This is a genomic window from Nocardia donostiensis (assembly GCF_002081715.1).
In the GTDB taxonomy this organism is placed as follows: Bacteria; Actinomycetota; Actinomycetes; order Mycobacteriales; family Mycobacteriaceae; genus Nocardia; species Nocardia donostiensis.
In genome coordinates this window covers 13495-27257 of the sequence record NZ_MUKP01000037.1, presented here as the reverse complement: position 1 = coordinate 27257, position 13763 = coordinate 13495, and the positions used below count along the sequence as shown (strand labels likewise).

The 13763-nt window shown below is 65.0% G+C and carries 10 protein-coding genes; 4 read left to right on the top strand and 6 right to left on the bottom strand.

Going from position 1 to position 13763, the window contains the following annotated elements; translation table 11 throughout:
- Positions 1 to 202: 202 nt before the first annotated feature.
- The 6 genes from B0T44_RS20405 to B0T44_RS20380 all read right to left on the bottom strand — a co-directional run bounded on the left by B0T44_RS20405 (position 203) and on the right by B0T44_RS20380 (position 6821).
- Positions 203 to 664, bottom strand: coding sequence for a hypothetical protein (locus tag B0T44_RS20405; protein ID WP_077120935.1), 462 nt, complete (start codon positions 662 to 664; stop codon positions 203 to 205).
- A 48-nt stretch (positions 665 to 712) separates the two neighbouring features.
- Complete coding sequence (locus B0T44_RS20400) at positions 713 to 1966, bottom strand: alpha/beta hydrolase (protein WP_077120937.1); 1254 nt, start codon at positions 1964 to 1966, stop codon at positions 713 to 715.
- 377 nt (positions 1967 to 2343) lie between these two features.
- Positions 2344 to 3279: an esterase/lipase family protein gene (locus B0T44_RS20395; protein ID WP_077120938.1), complete on the bottom strand. Its 936-nt coding sequence runs from the start codon at positions 3277 to 3279 to the stop codon at positions 2344 to 2346.
- Positions 3280 to 3664: 385 nt separating this feature from the next.
- Positions 3665 to 4027 (bottom strand): GIY-YIG nuclease family protein, encoded by a 363-nt coding sequence (locus B0T44_RS20390; RefSeq protein ID WP_081512408.1) that lies wholly within the window; start codon positions 4025 to 4027, stop codon positions 3665 to 3667.
- Between the two features lie 389 nt (positions 4028 to 4416).
- Entirely contained in the window at positions 4417 to 5928 is a 1512-nt protein-coding gene (locus B0T44_RS20385) for an amidase (protein ID WP_077120940.1), read from the bottom strand.
- Positions 5929 to 6389: 461 nt separating this feature from the next.
- Complete coding sequence (locus B0T44_RS20380) at positions 6390 to 6821, bottom strand: nuclear transport factor 2 family protein (RefSeq protein WP_077120941.1); 432 nt, start codon at positions 6819 to 6821, stop codon at positions 6390 to 6392.
- A gap of 96 nt (positions 6822 to 6917) precedes the next feature.
- Here B0T44_RS20380 and B0T44_RS20375 point away from each other — a divergent pair, with 96 nt between their 5' ends.
- From B0T44_RS20375 to B0T44_RS20360, 4 genes are all read left to right on the top strand, one after another.
- Entirely contained in the window at positions 6918 to 7442 is a 525-nt protein-coding gene (locus B0T44_RS20375; protein WP_077120942.1) for a MarR family winged helix-turn-helix transcriptional regulator, read from the top strand.
- Positions 7443 to 7565: 123 nt separating this feature from the next.
- On the top strand, positions 7566 to 9239 hold the full coding sequence (locus B0T44_RS20370; protein WP_077120943.1) for a fatty acyl-AMP ligase: 1674 nt from the start codon (positions 7566 to 7568) through the stop codon (positions 9237 to 9239).
- 29 nt (positions 9240 to 9268) lie between these two features.
- A complete protein-coding gene (locus B0T44_RS20365) occupies positions 9269 to 9535 on the top strand; it encodes an acyl carrier protein (RefSeq protein ID WP_077120944.1) in 267 nt (88 codons plus the stop codon).
- Positions 9532 to 13758, top strand: coding sequence for a type I polyketide synthase (locus B0T44_RS20360; protein WP_077120945.1), 4227 nt, complete (start codon positions 9532 to 9534; stop codon positions 13756 to 13758). The genes B0T44_RS20365 and B0T44_RS20360 overlap by 4 nt, the downstream gene beginning before the upstream one ends.
- The last annotated feature ends 5 nt before the right edge of the window (positions 13759 to 13763 follow it).

Here is a 13763-nt window from a genome sequence, read left to right as displayed (position 1 = left end):
GATCGGCGACGCACTCATCGAAGCTGGTCTGGCGCGCCGACAAGCAGCCCTGCGCTGCCCGGCTCAGCGGAACGACAGCGCGAGAACAACGACGACACCAAAGGCGATGTCGCGTTCCCGGATCGACCGACTCTGCCGGCGGCGCGACATACCGCAGGGATACTGCCGGGCAGAACGCCGGACGGGGTGCGCTGCCGGAAGGTCAGGAAGGATGGCTTATGGACTCCGGGAAAGGGTCTCCCACCGGGCCACCGGGAACAAACGGAGGAGTAGAGCCCGAAAGGCTCAAGTACGCGTCCACGCTTTCCCGCACCGATAGCCCGAACCGGTCCGGTGTCCGGGTAAAGGCCGATCGAGGCGGTGCGTCACGGTCCGTTCGGGTCGGCCAGCCGGCCTCGATCCAGGTGCGCACTACCCGATCGAAACATGCGCCCACGGCATCCGGAGCGATCCCGACCACCCAGTACGCGATATCGAAGAACTCGGTGGTGTCGTCCGGATCGTCTGCACGGTAGGGCAGTGTCACACCCCGGTGCAGTCGAGCCTGCGGGATCGCCGGATGTACCAATGACAACGCGGGTTTGCCCGGCAGCACACCCAGCGTTCGCTGGAGATGCCCGTACAGCTGATCCAGAGCCGCCGCTCGGGTAGGTTCGGAACTCATCACACCGCCGATCGTCTCAATGCTGCCGCGATATGTCTGCGGCGACCATCAGGAAACCAGATCGCCGCGCCCGGTGATAACGAGCCCGATATTCTGCGCTGCCGGATTGGTGGAGGCCAGGTAGAAGTCTGCACTATGGTCGAAACTGTTCCAGCGGTCAGGAATCACCGACGACGACTCGAGCGTCCTGGCACCGTACTCGGGGTCGGTGGGCAGTGGGCCGTGGGTGTCGGGCATCAGTTGCACGTGGTCCCCGGAAGCCATTGTCGAGAAGACGTGTTCGGCGGTGTTCCCCGGTGCGACGCCGCCGAGACTCAGTTCGCCGGCATTGTTCACTCCGGTGCCCCAGCTACCGATGAACACGATGTCGTCGGTGTCGAGTGTCGCTCCGCCGCCAGCAGAATGGCCGGCCAGGACACTGGCATAGGAGTGGCCGACTGTCGTGATGTGCCCTGACGAGCCGTCGTGCGTAGCGCGCAGGCCGGTGTGATACTCGCGCACTCCGGCAACACCATCCTGCGCGAACTGCGGGAAAATCGTTTCGACAAAGGACTGTGGTTGCCGGTAGACACCCCAGAAGGAGACCGCCGTTCTGTCACCGGGCGAGGTCAGCAACGCCAACTGCCGCAATTGTTGCGAGGTAGAGATTGCGTATTGCAGCGCGTCGCCCTCGCGACCGGCGGGCTCGAGCAGAACGGCGGTATTATCGGCGAAATCGGGGTCATCCAGTGAAAACGCGACCCTTCCGTTGTCGTCGAAATGGGAGAGGTAGATCCGCGGCTCACCGGTTTGCTGGGCATCGAGCATGCGACTGAGCTCGGAATAGGACATGGACCGATGGAAATCCTCGGATTCCCGGGCTTGCCGGGATATCTCGTCCAGGTTACGGCGATTGAACAGGTCTCGGTCCGCGTGTGGAATCCCATTCCGATTCCCCAGGAACGGATCCAATCGGAACAGTTCTTCTCTATCAGCTTCGGAAAGGTCTTCCCAGACCTCGCGCAGCTGCCGTGGATCGTGGGGTAATCCGATGTCCGGACGTGCGGGCCCGGACGCGGCGACAAACGGCTGTACCCGCTGTAGCGCCTCGAAAACCCGCGCATTGTCCTGATCGGCAAGGATGAAGTCGTAGTTACCGCGCACGACCGCATCACGAGTTCTTCGGTACACGGCCTCGGATACCCCTTCACCCATTTCCAGGATGATTCGCTCCAGACGCTGGGCAAGCAGCCGGGCACTGAAGATCGCAGGATGGTTCTCCTCCAGATACGAGTCGCCGGGATCCGGCCTGGCGCCGCGCATATCACCACCTCGACGAGCCGGTGATCAGATCCGGCTGGGCTGCCGATCGTGGCTCCGGGTTGGCTCGCAAGCGACACTGCGGACCGCCACGGCCGAAGCCTGGCAACTGAGCCAAGTGTGCCAGACAACACCGGACTGCGGTAAGCAGTGTCGCTAGCGCCGGATTCGGCGGATATGTTCCTCGACCCTCGTAAAGGACCCGCATCAGAGTGGGCCTGTATTCCTCGATCATGTCGTCGAGTCGCGACCGGTTTTTCCTTGGGCCGCCTCGCCGTCCAGCCTTGTACTGTTCTGCGAATACAGCCCGCACTCGATGCCGGACTGGCTGCGCCTACAACGCACCCGCGAAGGTATGGCCATTTCCGAATCGCTGCGCCTCACCCGGTGAACGGCGGAACGAACTCGCACGGCACCGGGCGCGGATGTTCTGGATCCAGTGCGTTGAGAACGAACGCCGCTGCTCGCGGGCTGCCCGCGATCCCGGCATGTTCGGAATAGTCCTGCGCACAGCCGTCCTGGACCACGATGTTGGTGGCGTTGGGTGCCTCGACGTACCCGCTGACGTAGGGAACGACCACCTCGTCGTATCGAGTCATGATGTTCGTGTAGGTGATGCCCGGCACCAACACACCCTCGCTGTTCAGCATCGTCAAGAACCGGGACCCGCTGACCATCTGGGTGCAGGCCTGACACAGCGACCCGATCACGGCCTCCGGGACATCCTCTGCGCTGAGGGCCCGCAGATACGCCATGATGTCGCCGGCCGCGGCTACATTCGAACCTCGGTACGCCGGTGCCAGCGACACGTGCTTGTCGATTTTGTCCGCGCCGCCCAGGAACTTGGCGTAATAGTTGGGGACGATCGTGCCTTGCGAGTGTCCGACGATGTCGACCTTCGACGCTCCTGTGGCCGCCAGCACCCGGTCGACAAAGGCGCTGACCTCCACCGCGCTCTGCTGAATCGGGCGCATCCCGCCGACGGCCGAGATCGGCCACGGCAGGTTTTCATACGCACCATAGGTGAGTGTGTAGACGCAGTAGCCCTCGTTCGCCAGCTGCGGCACATATACGCCCCAATTGGTCTGCCCGCCCCCGCCGGTGCCGTGTAACAGGACCACCGGGTTGGCATGAGCAACGCTCGGGCGGCAGTTCCAGTCGTTGCTGCCGGGCAGTGAGCCACCGGGATCGGCCAACTCCGCCGGAACGCCGGAGAAGAAGTTGTAGTCGACCGGCAGTCGGTCGTCGGCTCCGGCGATGCCGGTGGCCAACAACAACGTCGCCGCAAACAGTGCCGACACCCCGATGAAATGCATCCGCAACAACTGACCACCGCCGAATCACAGAATTACAACACGTTTCAATGTAGTGGCCGTTTCCGTTTCGGGGGACAAAACACCACATAAGGAACCCGGGCGGTAGAGAACACTTGCCCAGTACCTCGCACTGCACATCCGGTTGAACAGCGATTATCCGAACTTCATTGATTTTTCGGCGTTTACTCGCTCGGGGCGAAGACTGGACAGAAGGGCAATCGGAAGGAGGGCTTCATGTCCAAGTCCGGCGGCAAGAGCAGCGCGGACAAGGGCGGCGTGAAGCAGTAGCCGGCGCAGACCCCGCTCACGAGAGAGCCCCGGAGAACTCTCCGGGGCTCTACTCATCCTCTTAGTGACGGCCTTCTGATCTGGTCAGCCAACTTCGTTACCGGATGGCCGCGTCGTCACCGGGCAGCATGGTCTGTTCCGGCGTGATGGCTTCCAACTCATCGGCCCTGCGCTGCTTCGGCAGCTCCTCAGTGAGCCAGTTGCGGCAGTCGTGGAACAGTTGCGCTGCCTCGGTCTCGGTGAGGTGGTAGACCTCCGTTCCGCCTTCGGTGCTGCGGCGGTGTCCCCACGTGTCCTTGATGTATTTCTCGAGGGCCTTGTACTCGTCGGTTTCGATGGCGTCGAACAGGGTCAACGGCGCAGCGTGGGCCGTCTGGAGCGAACTGCGGCGTTTGGCTGGAGTCGTCGTGGTCTGCCCGATCTTGAACAGCCCTTGGTCCCCGAGACGAAATGCGTAGATGTATCCCGCCCTGAACTCCTTTGGTTCGCTACAACTTCCGCGAGCTGCTCACCCGGATCGCTTGCGGCGCGGGGGTTCACAGCCCACCGACACCAGTAGACAACGACGAAGCGCACGACGCCCCCAGATCCGTACATTTCAGGCAGACAGACGAAGGACACCCAGGCTCGATACTGCGGCAACGCTGACACGCCCCACGTCGCACTCACCGCGAAGTAGCCCCTGGCTCATGCTCACGCATGCGGGGAGAAGGGAGGCGCTACGCATTTTTCGGGCTGGTTTTGACCTTGCCGTCGCGGATGCGTGAGACGTAGGGACGGCGAGACGAAATCGAAGGCATCGAACTCACCCTTCGATGATGTAGAGGACATCGCGCTCGAGGATCTGCCCTACACCGAATTGTTCTGGGCGTCCCTGGCGTGCCCTGCCTGGACCGACGCCAAAGGAAGTTGGGGCGGTGTCTGGAAGCCGCCGATCTTCTGCTCGAGCAGTTCGGCCAGCCGCAGTGGGGTGCGGTCGGAGAACATCGGACCGATGAGCTGCACTCCCACCGGCAGCCCCTCGGGGGACAGGCCCGCGGGTATGGCGGTAGCAGGCAGGCCGGGCATGGTGGCCACACCGGCCCAGACAAGCTGGTCGAAGTACGGGTACTCGACGCCGTCGATGTCGATGTGTCGACTCTCCAGACCTCCGTTGTGGTCGTGCGGGAAGGCGGGAGTGGGCGTGATGGGGCACACCACGGCATCGAACTCGGCGAAGAGCTGTCGCCAGCCGTGGCGGTGGAGTTCGCGACGGTTGTTCGCCTCGACCCAGCCGCGGTGGCTGAGCACCATGCCGCGCCGCCGCACCGCATCGAGACTCCGGTCGTCCGCGCTCAGGGCAGCGGCGTGGGTCTGCAGCTGTTCGTACACGTCGACGGAAATACCTGCGGCGGCGTTCGACAGCATCAGCAGCATGTAGAGCGTCGCCGCTTCGGTCAGATCGGGCAGCAGCGGACTGCGCCGTTCGACGCGGGCGCCCTCGCCGACGAGCGCCTCGGCGACCCGGTTCACGCCCGCCCGCACCGCCGATCCGGTCGGAATGAGCGGATGGTCCTCGATGATCAGGACACGGAAGTCGGCCAGCCGCTCATGGCGCGCGGGCGGCAGCGCGACGTCGTAGGCGACACCGTGAGTCAGCGGGTCCGGTCCGGCCATCACGTCGAGCAGCAGCGCGAGGTCGCGGGCGGTGCGCGCCATCGGGCCGACGACGGCGAGGTCGAGGTCGGTTGGCAAGGTCGGCGCGGGTGGCGCGACCATGCCGCGGGTCGGCGCCAGCCCGAGTGTCGGCTTGTGTGCGTAGACGCCGCAGAAATGCGCGGGGGTGCGTAGCGAGCCGGCGAGGTCGGAACCGAGGGACAGCGCGCCGAAGCCGCACGCCAGGGCCGCCGCCGAACCGCCGGACGACCCGCCCGGCGTGCGGCCGTGGTCCCACGGATTGTTGGTGGTGCCGTAGATCTCGTTGAAGCTCTGGATGTCTCGCAGCATCAACGGCACATTGGTCTTACCGAGCACCACCGCGCCGGCGGTTTTCAGCCGCGACACCTGTACCGCATCCTGGGCAGGCACATAGTCCCGCTGCGCTGGCATGCCCCAGGTCGTGGGCAGCCCGGCGATGTTGTAGCACTCCTTGACCGTCACCGGAATACCGAGCAGCGGCCGGTCCTCGCCGCGGGCGCGCGCCTGGTCGGCAGCGCGTGCGGCGGCCCGCGCACGATCGAAGTCCGGTACACAGATCGCGTTGATCACCTTGTCGTCGCGCTCGATACGGGCGATCGCCTCCTCGGTCAGTTCCACCGAGGTCACCGCACCGACACGCAAGGCTGCTGCGAGCTCTTCGGCCGACTGAAAACTCCACTCCATGATCCGACGCTATTGGCCTGCGGCAGAGGACATAAAATGCCGCTTCGCACAACGGAAAAAGCGATCGGGCCACCTGCATTGGTGCAGTCACGCACTCGTTGTGCCATCGAAGATGGCTTACCCCAGGTCACAGCGTCGGCAGCGGGCCACTTCCGTTAGCGCAGGGCACGAAATGACACTGCGCACAACGGGACAGATGTCTCAATGCTCATCATGTTCCTTTCCGGCCACGGGCTGTTCGCCCGATCGTCGGGCCATGGCGACGTACGGTGGGATCGGTGTCGGCCTGGAAGTGCAGGAGACCTTCATCGCTTATCTGCGATAACTGCTTAGCGCCGGATTCCGCGCGATTGTCCCTCAACCCCCTGCTAGGACCCAGACTGCAGGACAGGTCTGCCGGAGGCCGCCTACCTGGTGGGGTGGTCGGCCGTCGCGGTAGTCGAGTTCGCTTCGGCCGCAGCCTAGAGAGCCCGAGCCAGCGCTTCGGTCAGCGCGACCGGAGACACTTCGAGTCGGTTGAAACGCCAGCCGTGCGCGGTGCGGCGCGCTTCGTATCGGTGGATCCCGGCCGCGACGGCCTCGGTCTTGTCGTCGATGACGAAGACCGCGACGTCGTGCGCCCGCACCTTCGCAGTGTCGCCGTCGATCTCGATGATGATGTTGCACTTGTTGTGCAGGGTACGGGCGTATGTCTCGTGTCCTTTGCGCACGAGTGCGTTGAGCGCCTCGATGCCGTGGGCCTCTCCGCGAATGGATGTAACCACGACATCCTCGGTGAAGAGGCGGCCGGTGTCGGCGAAGCCCTCGTCGACCCACAGGCTGTGGCGGGCGACCAGCTCGGCCAGTTCGATGCGGTCGGCGAGGTCGCGGATCAGGGCTTCGTTGCTGGTCATGACAGTCTCCTACAATCGGTTAGTGGCACTAACGTTAGTGCTATCAACGAACATAGATCGTTAGTGGCACTAACGCAAGTGCGGTACGCTTCAGCCATGGAGACCGGCGAGGAACTGCGGTTCGACCACGGCGACAAAACCCCGGCGCGGCTCAAGAGACAGCTCTCACGCCTCACCGCCATGACGGCCGCCCAGATGGGGCGCGTCTCACGCGACGCACTGCGAGCAACGGGCGCCCACAAGGACCACTTCGTGGTGCTGGCCGCGCTCGCCGAGTTCGGTCCGGCAAGCCAAGCGGCTCTGTCCGACCGAACCAGCGTCTACAAAAGCGACCTCGTTTCCGTCCTCAACCACCTCGAAGACGGCGGGTGGGTTCGCCGTGCTCCCGACCCCGCCGACAAACGTCGCAACGTCATCACCATTACCGAACGCGGCGAGCGCCGCCTCGCCGAACTCGACCGCGTCCTCGACGATGTCAACAAACACATCATGACGCCGCTCGACCACGACGAACGCACGCAGCTGTTCATTCTGCTCAACCGCATCAACGCCCACCTCGCCACAACAGCGGGAGGCACCCGTCCCGCCGGACCGGCAAACCCCTTGACAACCACCACCTAGGGATGGCACGGCATCCCCCTTGGGGTTCGCTGGGCGATCCCTGAGGTGTCTATTGCTGTGGGCCTGCAGAGCGGAAAGTCATAGGTATCCCGTTGACGAACTCCCGCACGAAGGAACCACTGCATGCAGTCGACCTACGTCCATCACGTCCGCAGGCAAGTTGCTACATACGGGCAGACCAGGTCCTACACCCACCTACGGGAGACCGGGAACGAACTCGGCGCGGAGACCGTCACCTACCGGGAACTCGACCGCGACGCCAGATCGGTCGCCGCATGGCTGGCAGGCCGGCCGGAAGCAGCGCAACCGGTCGTGCTCCTCTACCACGATGGGCTGGCGTTCCTGCGAGCATTCCTCGGCTGCCTGTACGCCGGTGTCGTAGCAGTGCCCGCACCCCTGCCGCACGACGAGCGCAGCGCCCACCGGCTGGCCGGGATCATCACCGATTCCGGTGCCCGGCTGGTGCTCACCACCACCGATGTCGGGCCGCTCATCGCCGCCGCCACCACCGCGACCGTCGCCACCACCGACCGCAGACTCGCCGACCCCGACACCTGGCGCATCCCCGATATCGACCTGGGAACGATCGCGTTCCTGCAATACACCTCAGGATCGACCGGGACACCCAAAGGTGTGGTGGTGACCCACCGCAACCTCATGCACAACGAGGCCACCATCGCCGCGATCGCGAGCGCGATGAACGATACCGCGACCGCGGTCAGCTGGATCCCGCACTTCCACGACATGGGCCTGATCGGCATGCTGCTGGGGGCGCTGTACTGCGGAGCGAACCTGGTGTTCATGGCGCCGACGACATTCCTCAAACGCCCGGTGCGCTGGCTGCAGGCCATCGACAAATACCGCGCCACGGTCACCGCCGCACCGAACTTCGCCTACGACCTCATCACGCGACGCGTCACCGACGAGCAGCTGGCGGAACTGGACCTGAGCACCCTCGAAATCGCGTGCAGCGGCGCCGAACCGATTCGTGAACGAACCATCGAAGCGACACTGCAACGGTTCGCGCCCGCAGGACTGCGGCCCACCGTCTTCCTCCCCGCCTACGGCCTCGCCGAAGTGACACTGATGGCCCGCGCCGCAGCCATCGACGCAGCACCGGTGTACCTCGACATCGGCCGCGACACCAGGCTCGTCGGCTGCGGGCAACCCGCCCACGGTATCGACCTGCGCATCGCCGACCCGCACACCCATCAGCAGCTGCCACCGGACACGGTCGGCGAAATATGGATCCGCAGCGACAGCGTCACCGCAGGCTACTGGAACCGCGCCGAAGAAACCCAGGAAACCTTCAACGCCTACCTCGGCAACGAGGGGCCGTTCCTGCGCACCGGTGACCTCGGCCTGCTGCACGAAGACGAACTGTTCGTCGCAGGCCGCCGCAAAGACCTGCTGATCGTCAACGGCCGCAACATCTACCCCGACGATATCGAGGAGCTGGTGCGTGCGCTGCACCCGGCGCTCAACACCGGCGCGGGCGCCGCCGTCTGCGTGGACGTAGGCGGCCGAGAACGGCTGGTCGTGCTGCAGCCCTGCACAACAGCCCTGCAGGGCGACACCACATTCGCCGAACTGACCTCGGCGATCAAAATCGCGGTTGCCCGCGGCTTCGACATACCCGCACCGAATGTGGTGCTGGTAGAGCCACGATCAGTGCACCGCACCACCAGCGGCAAGGTCCAGCGCAGCTCGATGCGGACAGCGCTGCTGCAGCACCGCCTCGACGGTGTCCTGCACGAAGATCTCGAACCGGCACTGAGCCGATCCCTGACCATCTGACCGACCCACACCCGCCGAGGAACCGAACAATGCTCACCCCTGCCTTCTCCCGCCCGACAACAATCCACGAGTGGCTCATCGAACGCGTCGCCGACTACACCGACCGCGCCCCGCACCAGGTCGACCCGACCGTTCCGCTCGCCGAACTCGGCCTCGACTCGGTGTCGGCGGTGTCACTGTGCGGCGAGATCGAGGACCGGTGGTCACTCGACGTCGACCCGACCCTGGTGTTCGACTTCCCGACGATCACCGATATCGCCGCCCACCTGACCACCGAACTCCCCCTCGCCGCATGACCGATATCGCCATTGTCGGCCTCGACTGCCGGTTCCCGCAGGCCCCCGACCCAGCAGCATTATGGCAGCTGCTGATCGACGGGCGCGACGCGATCACCGAAGTCCCCGCCAGCCGCTGGAACGCCGACGACTTCCACGACCCGGCCGGCGCCCCCGGCACCATCAACACCCGCAGCGGCGGATTCATCGATGACGCCGACGCGTTCGACCACCAGTTCTTCGGCATCCCCCCGCGCGAAGCCGAAGCAATGGACCCACAACAGCGGCTGCTGCTGCAAGCCGCCTGGCGCGCCTTCGAAGACGCCACCCTCGACCCCCGCACCCAGGCGGGTTCGCGGACCGGCGTCTACATCGGCGTCATGGCCAACGAATGGGCGAACCTGCAGATGCGTGATTACCACGACTACACCGCCATCACCCCGCAGCACGGCTCGGGCAACGGCTACTTCATGACCGCCAACCGGCTGTCCTACCAGCTCGACCTCAAAGGCCCGAGCGTCGCGGTCGACACCGCCTGCTCCTCGTCGCTGGTCGCGATCCACCTCGCCTGCGCGGCACTGGCCAACGGTGAATGCGATCAAGCTGTGGCAGGCGGCGTGAACCTCGTACTGACCCCGGCCGTCGGCGTGTTCTACACCCAAGCTGGTCTTTCCGCACCCGACGCACGATGCAAACCGTTCAGCGGCGACGCCGACGGCATCGTCCGCAGCGAAGGCGTGGCCGTGCTCGTGCTACAGCGCCTGGCCGACGCCCAAGCCGCAGGCCTGCCGATCTACGCCGTCATCACCGGCAGCGCCGTCAACTCCGACGGACGCAGCAACGGCATCACCGCACCGAACCGGTGGGCGCAACAACAGGTGATCGGCGAAGCATGCCAGCGGGCCGGGATCACACCCACCGACATCGACTTCCTCGAAGCACACGGCACCGGAACAGTGCTCGGCGACATGATCGAAGTCAAAGCGCTGGGGGCGCTGCACTCGACCAACCGTGCCCGACCCTGCGGAATCGGCTCACTGAAGGGCAACCTGGGCCACACCGAAGGCGCCGCCGGTATCGCAGGCCTGATCAAAGTCGCGCTCAGCCTGCACCACAACACGGTGCCACCGACACGATGCGCCGACCAAGAAAACCCGAAACTGCGCATGCAGCAGCACGGGCTACGCCTGCTGGCAGAACAGATGCCGCTCACCAGCCCCGCCTACGGCGGAGTCAGCAGCTTCGGCGTCGGCGGCACCAACGCGCACATCGTGCTGGAAAGCGCCCCCACCACCGAAGCACCCGGCACCCCCGGCGGTGGAGTGCTGACCCTGTCCTCCACCAGCGAAGACGGACTGCGCCGCAACGCACGCCGACTGGCCGCTGCACTGGACTCGGCACCCCGAAACCACTTCGCCCAACTGTGCTGGACAAGCAACCACGTCACATCGTCCGGACGACACCGGCTGGCGATCGCCGCCACCGACCGCGACGACGCCATCGCACAGCTACACGACAACCCCGCCACCGGCACCGCGGGACCGGTCGACCTCGGCTGGATGTTCACCGGCCAAGGTACGCAATACACCGGAATGGCCACAGCCTTACACCGCACCAACGCAACGTTCCGCGGCGCGCTCGCACGAGTCGACCACACCATGACAGCCCACCTCGGACGATCGGTGCGCAACCTACTCCTCGACAACAACACCGATATCGACCGCACCGAACTCACCCAACCTGCGATCTTCGCGATGCAGTACGCCCTCGCCGAGACCCTCACCGCCACAGGCATCCAACCCGCATGGCTGATCGGCCACAGCATCGGCGAGTTCGCCGCCGCGACAGTAGCGGGCGTATTCGACCTCGACGACGCCTGCCGGCTGGTCACCGCACGAGGCCGACTGATGCAGCGGTTACCCGACGGCGGAACCATGCTCGCCGTCCGCGCCACCCCGGCAGCAGTAGCCGACCTGCTCGCACACGAACCCGCCGTCGCGCTCGCGGCCATCAACGGCCCGCGAGATCTCGTGCTCTCCGGCGACGGCACAGCGATCACCCGAATCCGCGCCGTGCTCACCGACCGTGCGGTGAGCACCCGAACACTCACCGTGTCCCACGCCTTCCACAGCCCACTGATGGAACCGATACTGGGCGAATTCGAGGCCGTCGCCCGCAACTGCACCTACCGGCCACCCCAACTGCCGGTCTACTCGACCGTGCACGGCCGCCTCCTCGACACCCACGAAACGATGGACGCCGCGTATTGGACCGAACACATCCGCGCCACGGTCCGGTTCGGCGACGCCATCACAGCCGCCCTCACCACCGAACCCTCCCACATCATCGAAATCGGCCCCCGCCGCGTCCTCGCCACACTCCTCGGCCGTATCCGCCCCGATATGCAGGCGCGCTGCCTGACACCCAGCCCCGGCCCAGCCGCAACAGGCCACGAACTCACCGAAACCCTCGCAGCGCTCTACCGCGACGGATTCAACCCAGACTGGGACCAGCTCTACGAACCAACCCAACACGTCCGCCGCCGGCTACCGGTCTACGAGTTCTCGACCGAACATCGGTTCTGGATCGAACCCGACACCCTCATCGCCCCCACCACCCCAGCTCCGCAACCCGAGGAAACCGCCATGGACCAGATGATCGCGCTCTTCCGGGAACAAAACGCCGTACTGGCCCGCCTCCTCGGCACCCCCACCGGCGAGGTCACCGCACCACAACCGGACACCACGCAGGCGACCACGGACCAGAACACGGTCGCCGCTGTCGTACGCGCAGAACTGGCACGGGTAAGCGGTTTCCCGGCCGAGCGGATCCGCGACAACCATACCCTCACCGACGGACTCGGATTCGACTCCTTGATGCTGACCGACCTGTCCGGTGGGCTCGTCCGCAAACTGCCCGGGCTGACCATCGACCCGTCCACCTTCACCGCCACAACAACACTCGGCGACATCACCACCTATGTCACAAACCAGGTCACCGAACCACCCGCCGCACCCGAACCCCCGACCATCACACCCGAGTACCAGATCAGCGACTTCGCCGAAGTGAAAGCGATCGCCGACCGGATCTCCGGCGCCGAATCACTCGGCCTGACCAACCCCTACTTCCTCGTCAACGACGGAATCACCGCAGACACCTCACTCATCGACGGAAAACCGGTCATCAACTTCTCCAGCTTCAACTACCTCGGCCTATCCGGTCACCCAGCCGTTACCGCAGCCGTACAGGACGCCGTCGCCCGCTACGGCAGCTCCTGCTCGGCCAGCCGAATACTCTCCGGAGAGAAACCGGTGCACCGCGAGCTGGAAACCGAACTCGCGACACTACTCGGCACCGAAGACGCAATCGCACTCGTCGGCGGACACTCCACCAACGTCACCGTCATCGGGCACATCGTCGGGCCACAAGACCTCGTCATCCACGACAGCCTGGCCCACGACAGCATCGTGCAAGGCTGCACCCTCTCCGGAGCAACCCGACGCCCGTTCCCGCACAACGACCACGCCGCACTGGACCGGCTACTCACCGATATCCGCCACCGATACCGCCGAGTACTCATCCTCATCGAAGGCATATACAGCCAAGACGGCGACATCCCCGACCTGCCCGCCATCATCGCCGTCAAAAAGAAACACAAAGCATTGCTGATGATCGACGAAGCACACAGCATCGGCGTCCTCGGCGCACACGGCGGCGGCATCGGCGAACACTTCGACATCGACCGGAACGACGTCGAACTATGGTCCGGCACCACCTCGAAAGCACTCGCCGGGTGCGGCGGCTACGTAGCAGGCAGCGCAGAGCTGATCCGCTTCCTCAAATACACGACACCCGGATTCGTCTTCAGCGTCGGTATGACACCCATGAACGCTGCCGCCTCCGCCGCAGCGATCCGACAACTGCGCACCGACCACGAACCGCTCGACCGCATGCACCGCAACGCGCGACTGTTCCTGCGGCTGGCCCGAGAAGCCGGCATCAACACCGGAGACAGCAACGACACCCCCATCGTCCCATGCATCGTCGGCGACTCACGCACAGCACTGAAACTCTCCCACGCGCTACTCAACCGCGGAATCAACGCCAACCCGATCCTGTACCCGGCGGTCCCGGAAAACCTCGCACGCCTGCGGTTCTTCATCACCGCCTGCCACACCGAGAACCAAATCCGCGACACGATCAAAATCCTCGCCGAGGAACTGGCACTGCTCACCGGACCCTGAGCACC

Coding starts and splice junctions, on each gene's coding strand:
- B0T44_RS20405 (WP_077120935.1), bottom strand. CDS start 664: ATGAGTTCCGAACCTACCCGAGCGGCGGCTCTGGATCAGCTGTACGGG.
- B0T44_RS20400 (WP_077120937.1), bottom strand. CDS start 1,966: ATGCGCGGCGCCAGGCCGGATCCCGGCGACTCGTATCTGGAGGAGAAC.
- B0T44_RS20395 (WP_077120938.1), bottom strand. CDS start 3,279: ATGCATTTCATCGGGGTGTCGGCACTGTTTGCGGCGACGTTGTTGTTG.
- B0T44_RS20385 (WP_077120940.1), bottom strand. CDS start 5,928: ATGGAGTGGAGTTTTCAGTCGGCCGAAGAGCTCGCAGCAGCCTTGCGT.
- B0T44_RS20380 (WP_077120941.1), bottom strand. CDS start 6,821: ATGACCAGCAACGAAGCCCTGATCCGCGACCTCGCCGACCGCATCGAA.
- B0T44_RS20375 (WP_077120942.1), top strand. CDS start 6,918: ATGGAGACCGGCGAGGAACTGCGGTTCGACCACGGCGACAAAACCCCG.
- B0T44_RS20370 (WP_077120943.1), top strand. CDS start 7,566: ATGCAGTCGACCTACGTCCATCACGTCCGCAGGCAAGTTGCTACATAC.
- B0T44_RS20365 (WP_077120944.1), top strand. CDS start 9,269: ATGCTCACCCCTGCCTTCTCCCGCCCGACAACAATCCACGAGTGGCTC.
- B0T44_RS20360 (WP_077120945.1), top strand. CDS start 9,532: ATGACCGATATCGCCATTGTCGGCCTCGACTGCCGGTTCCCGCAGGCC.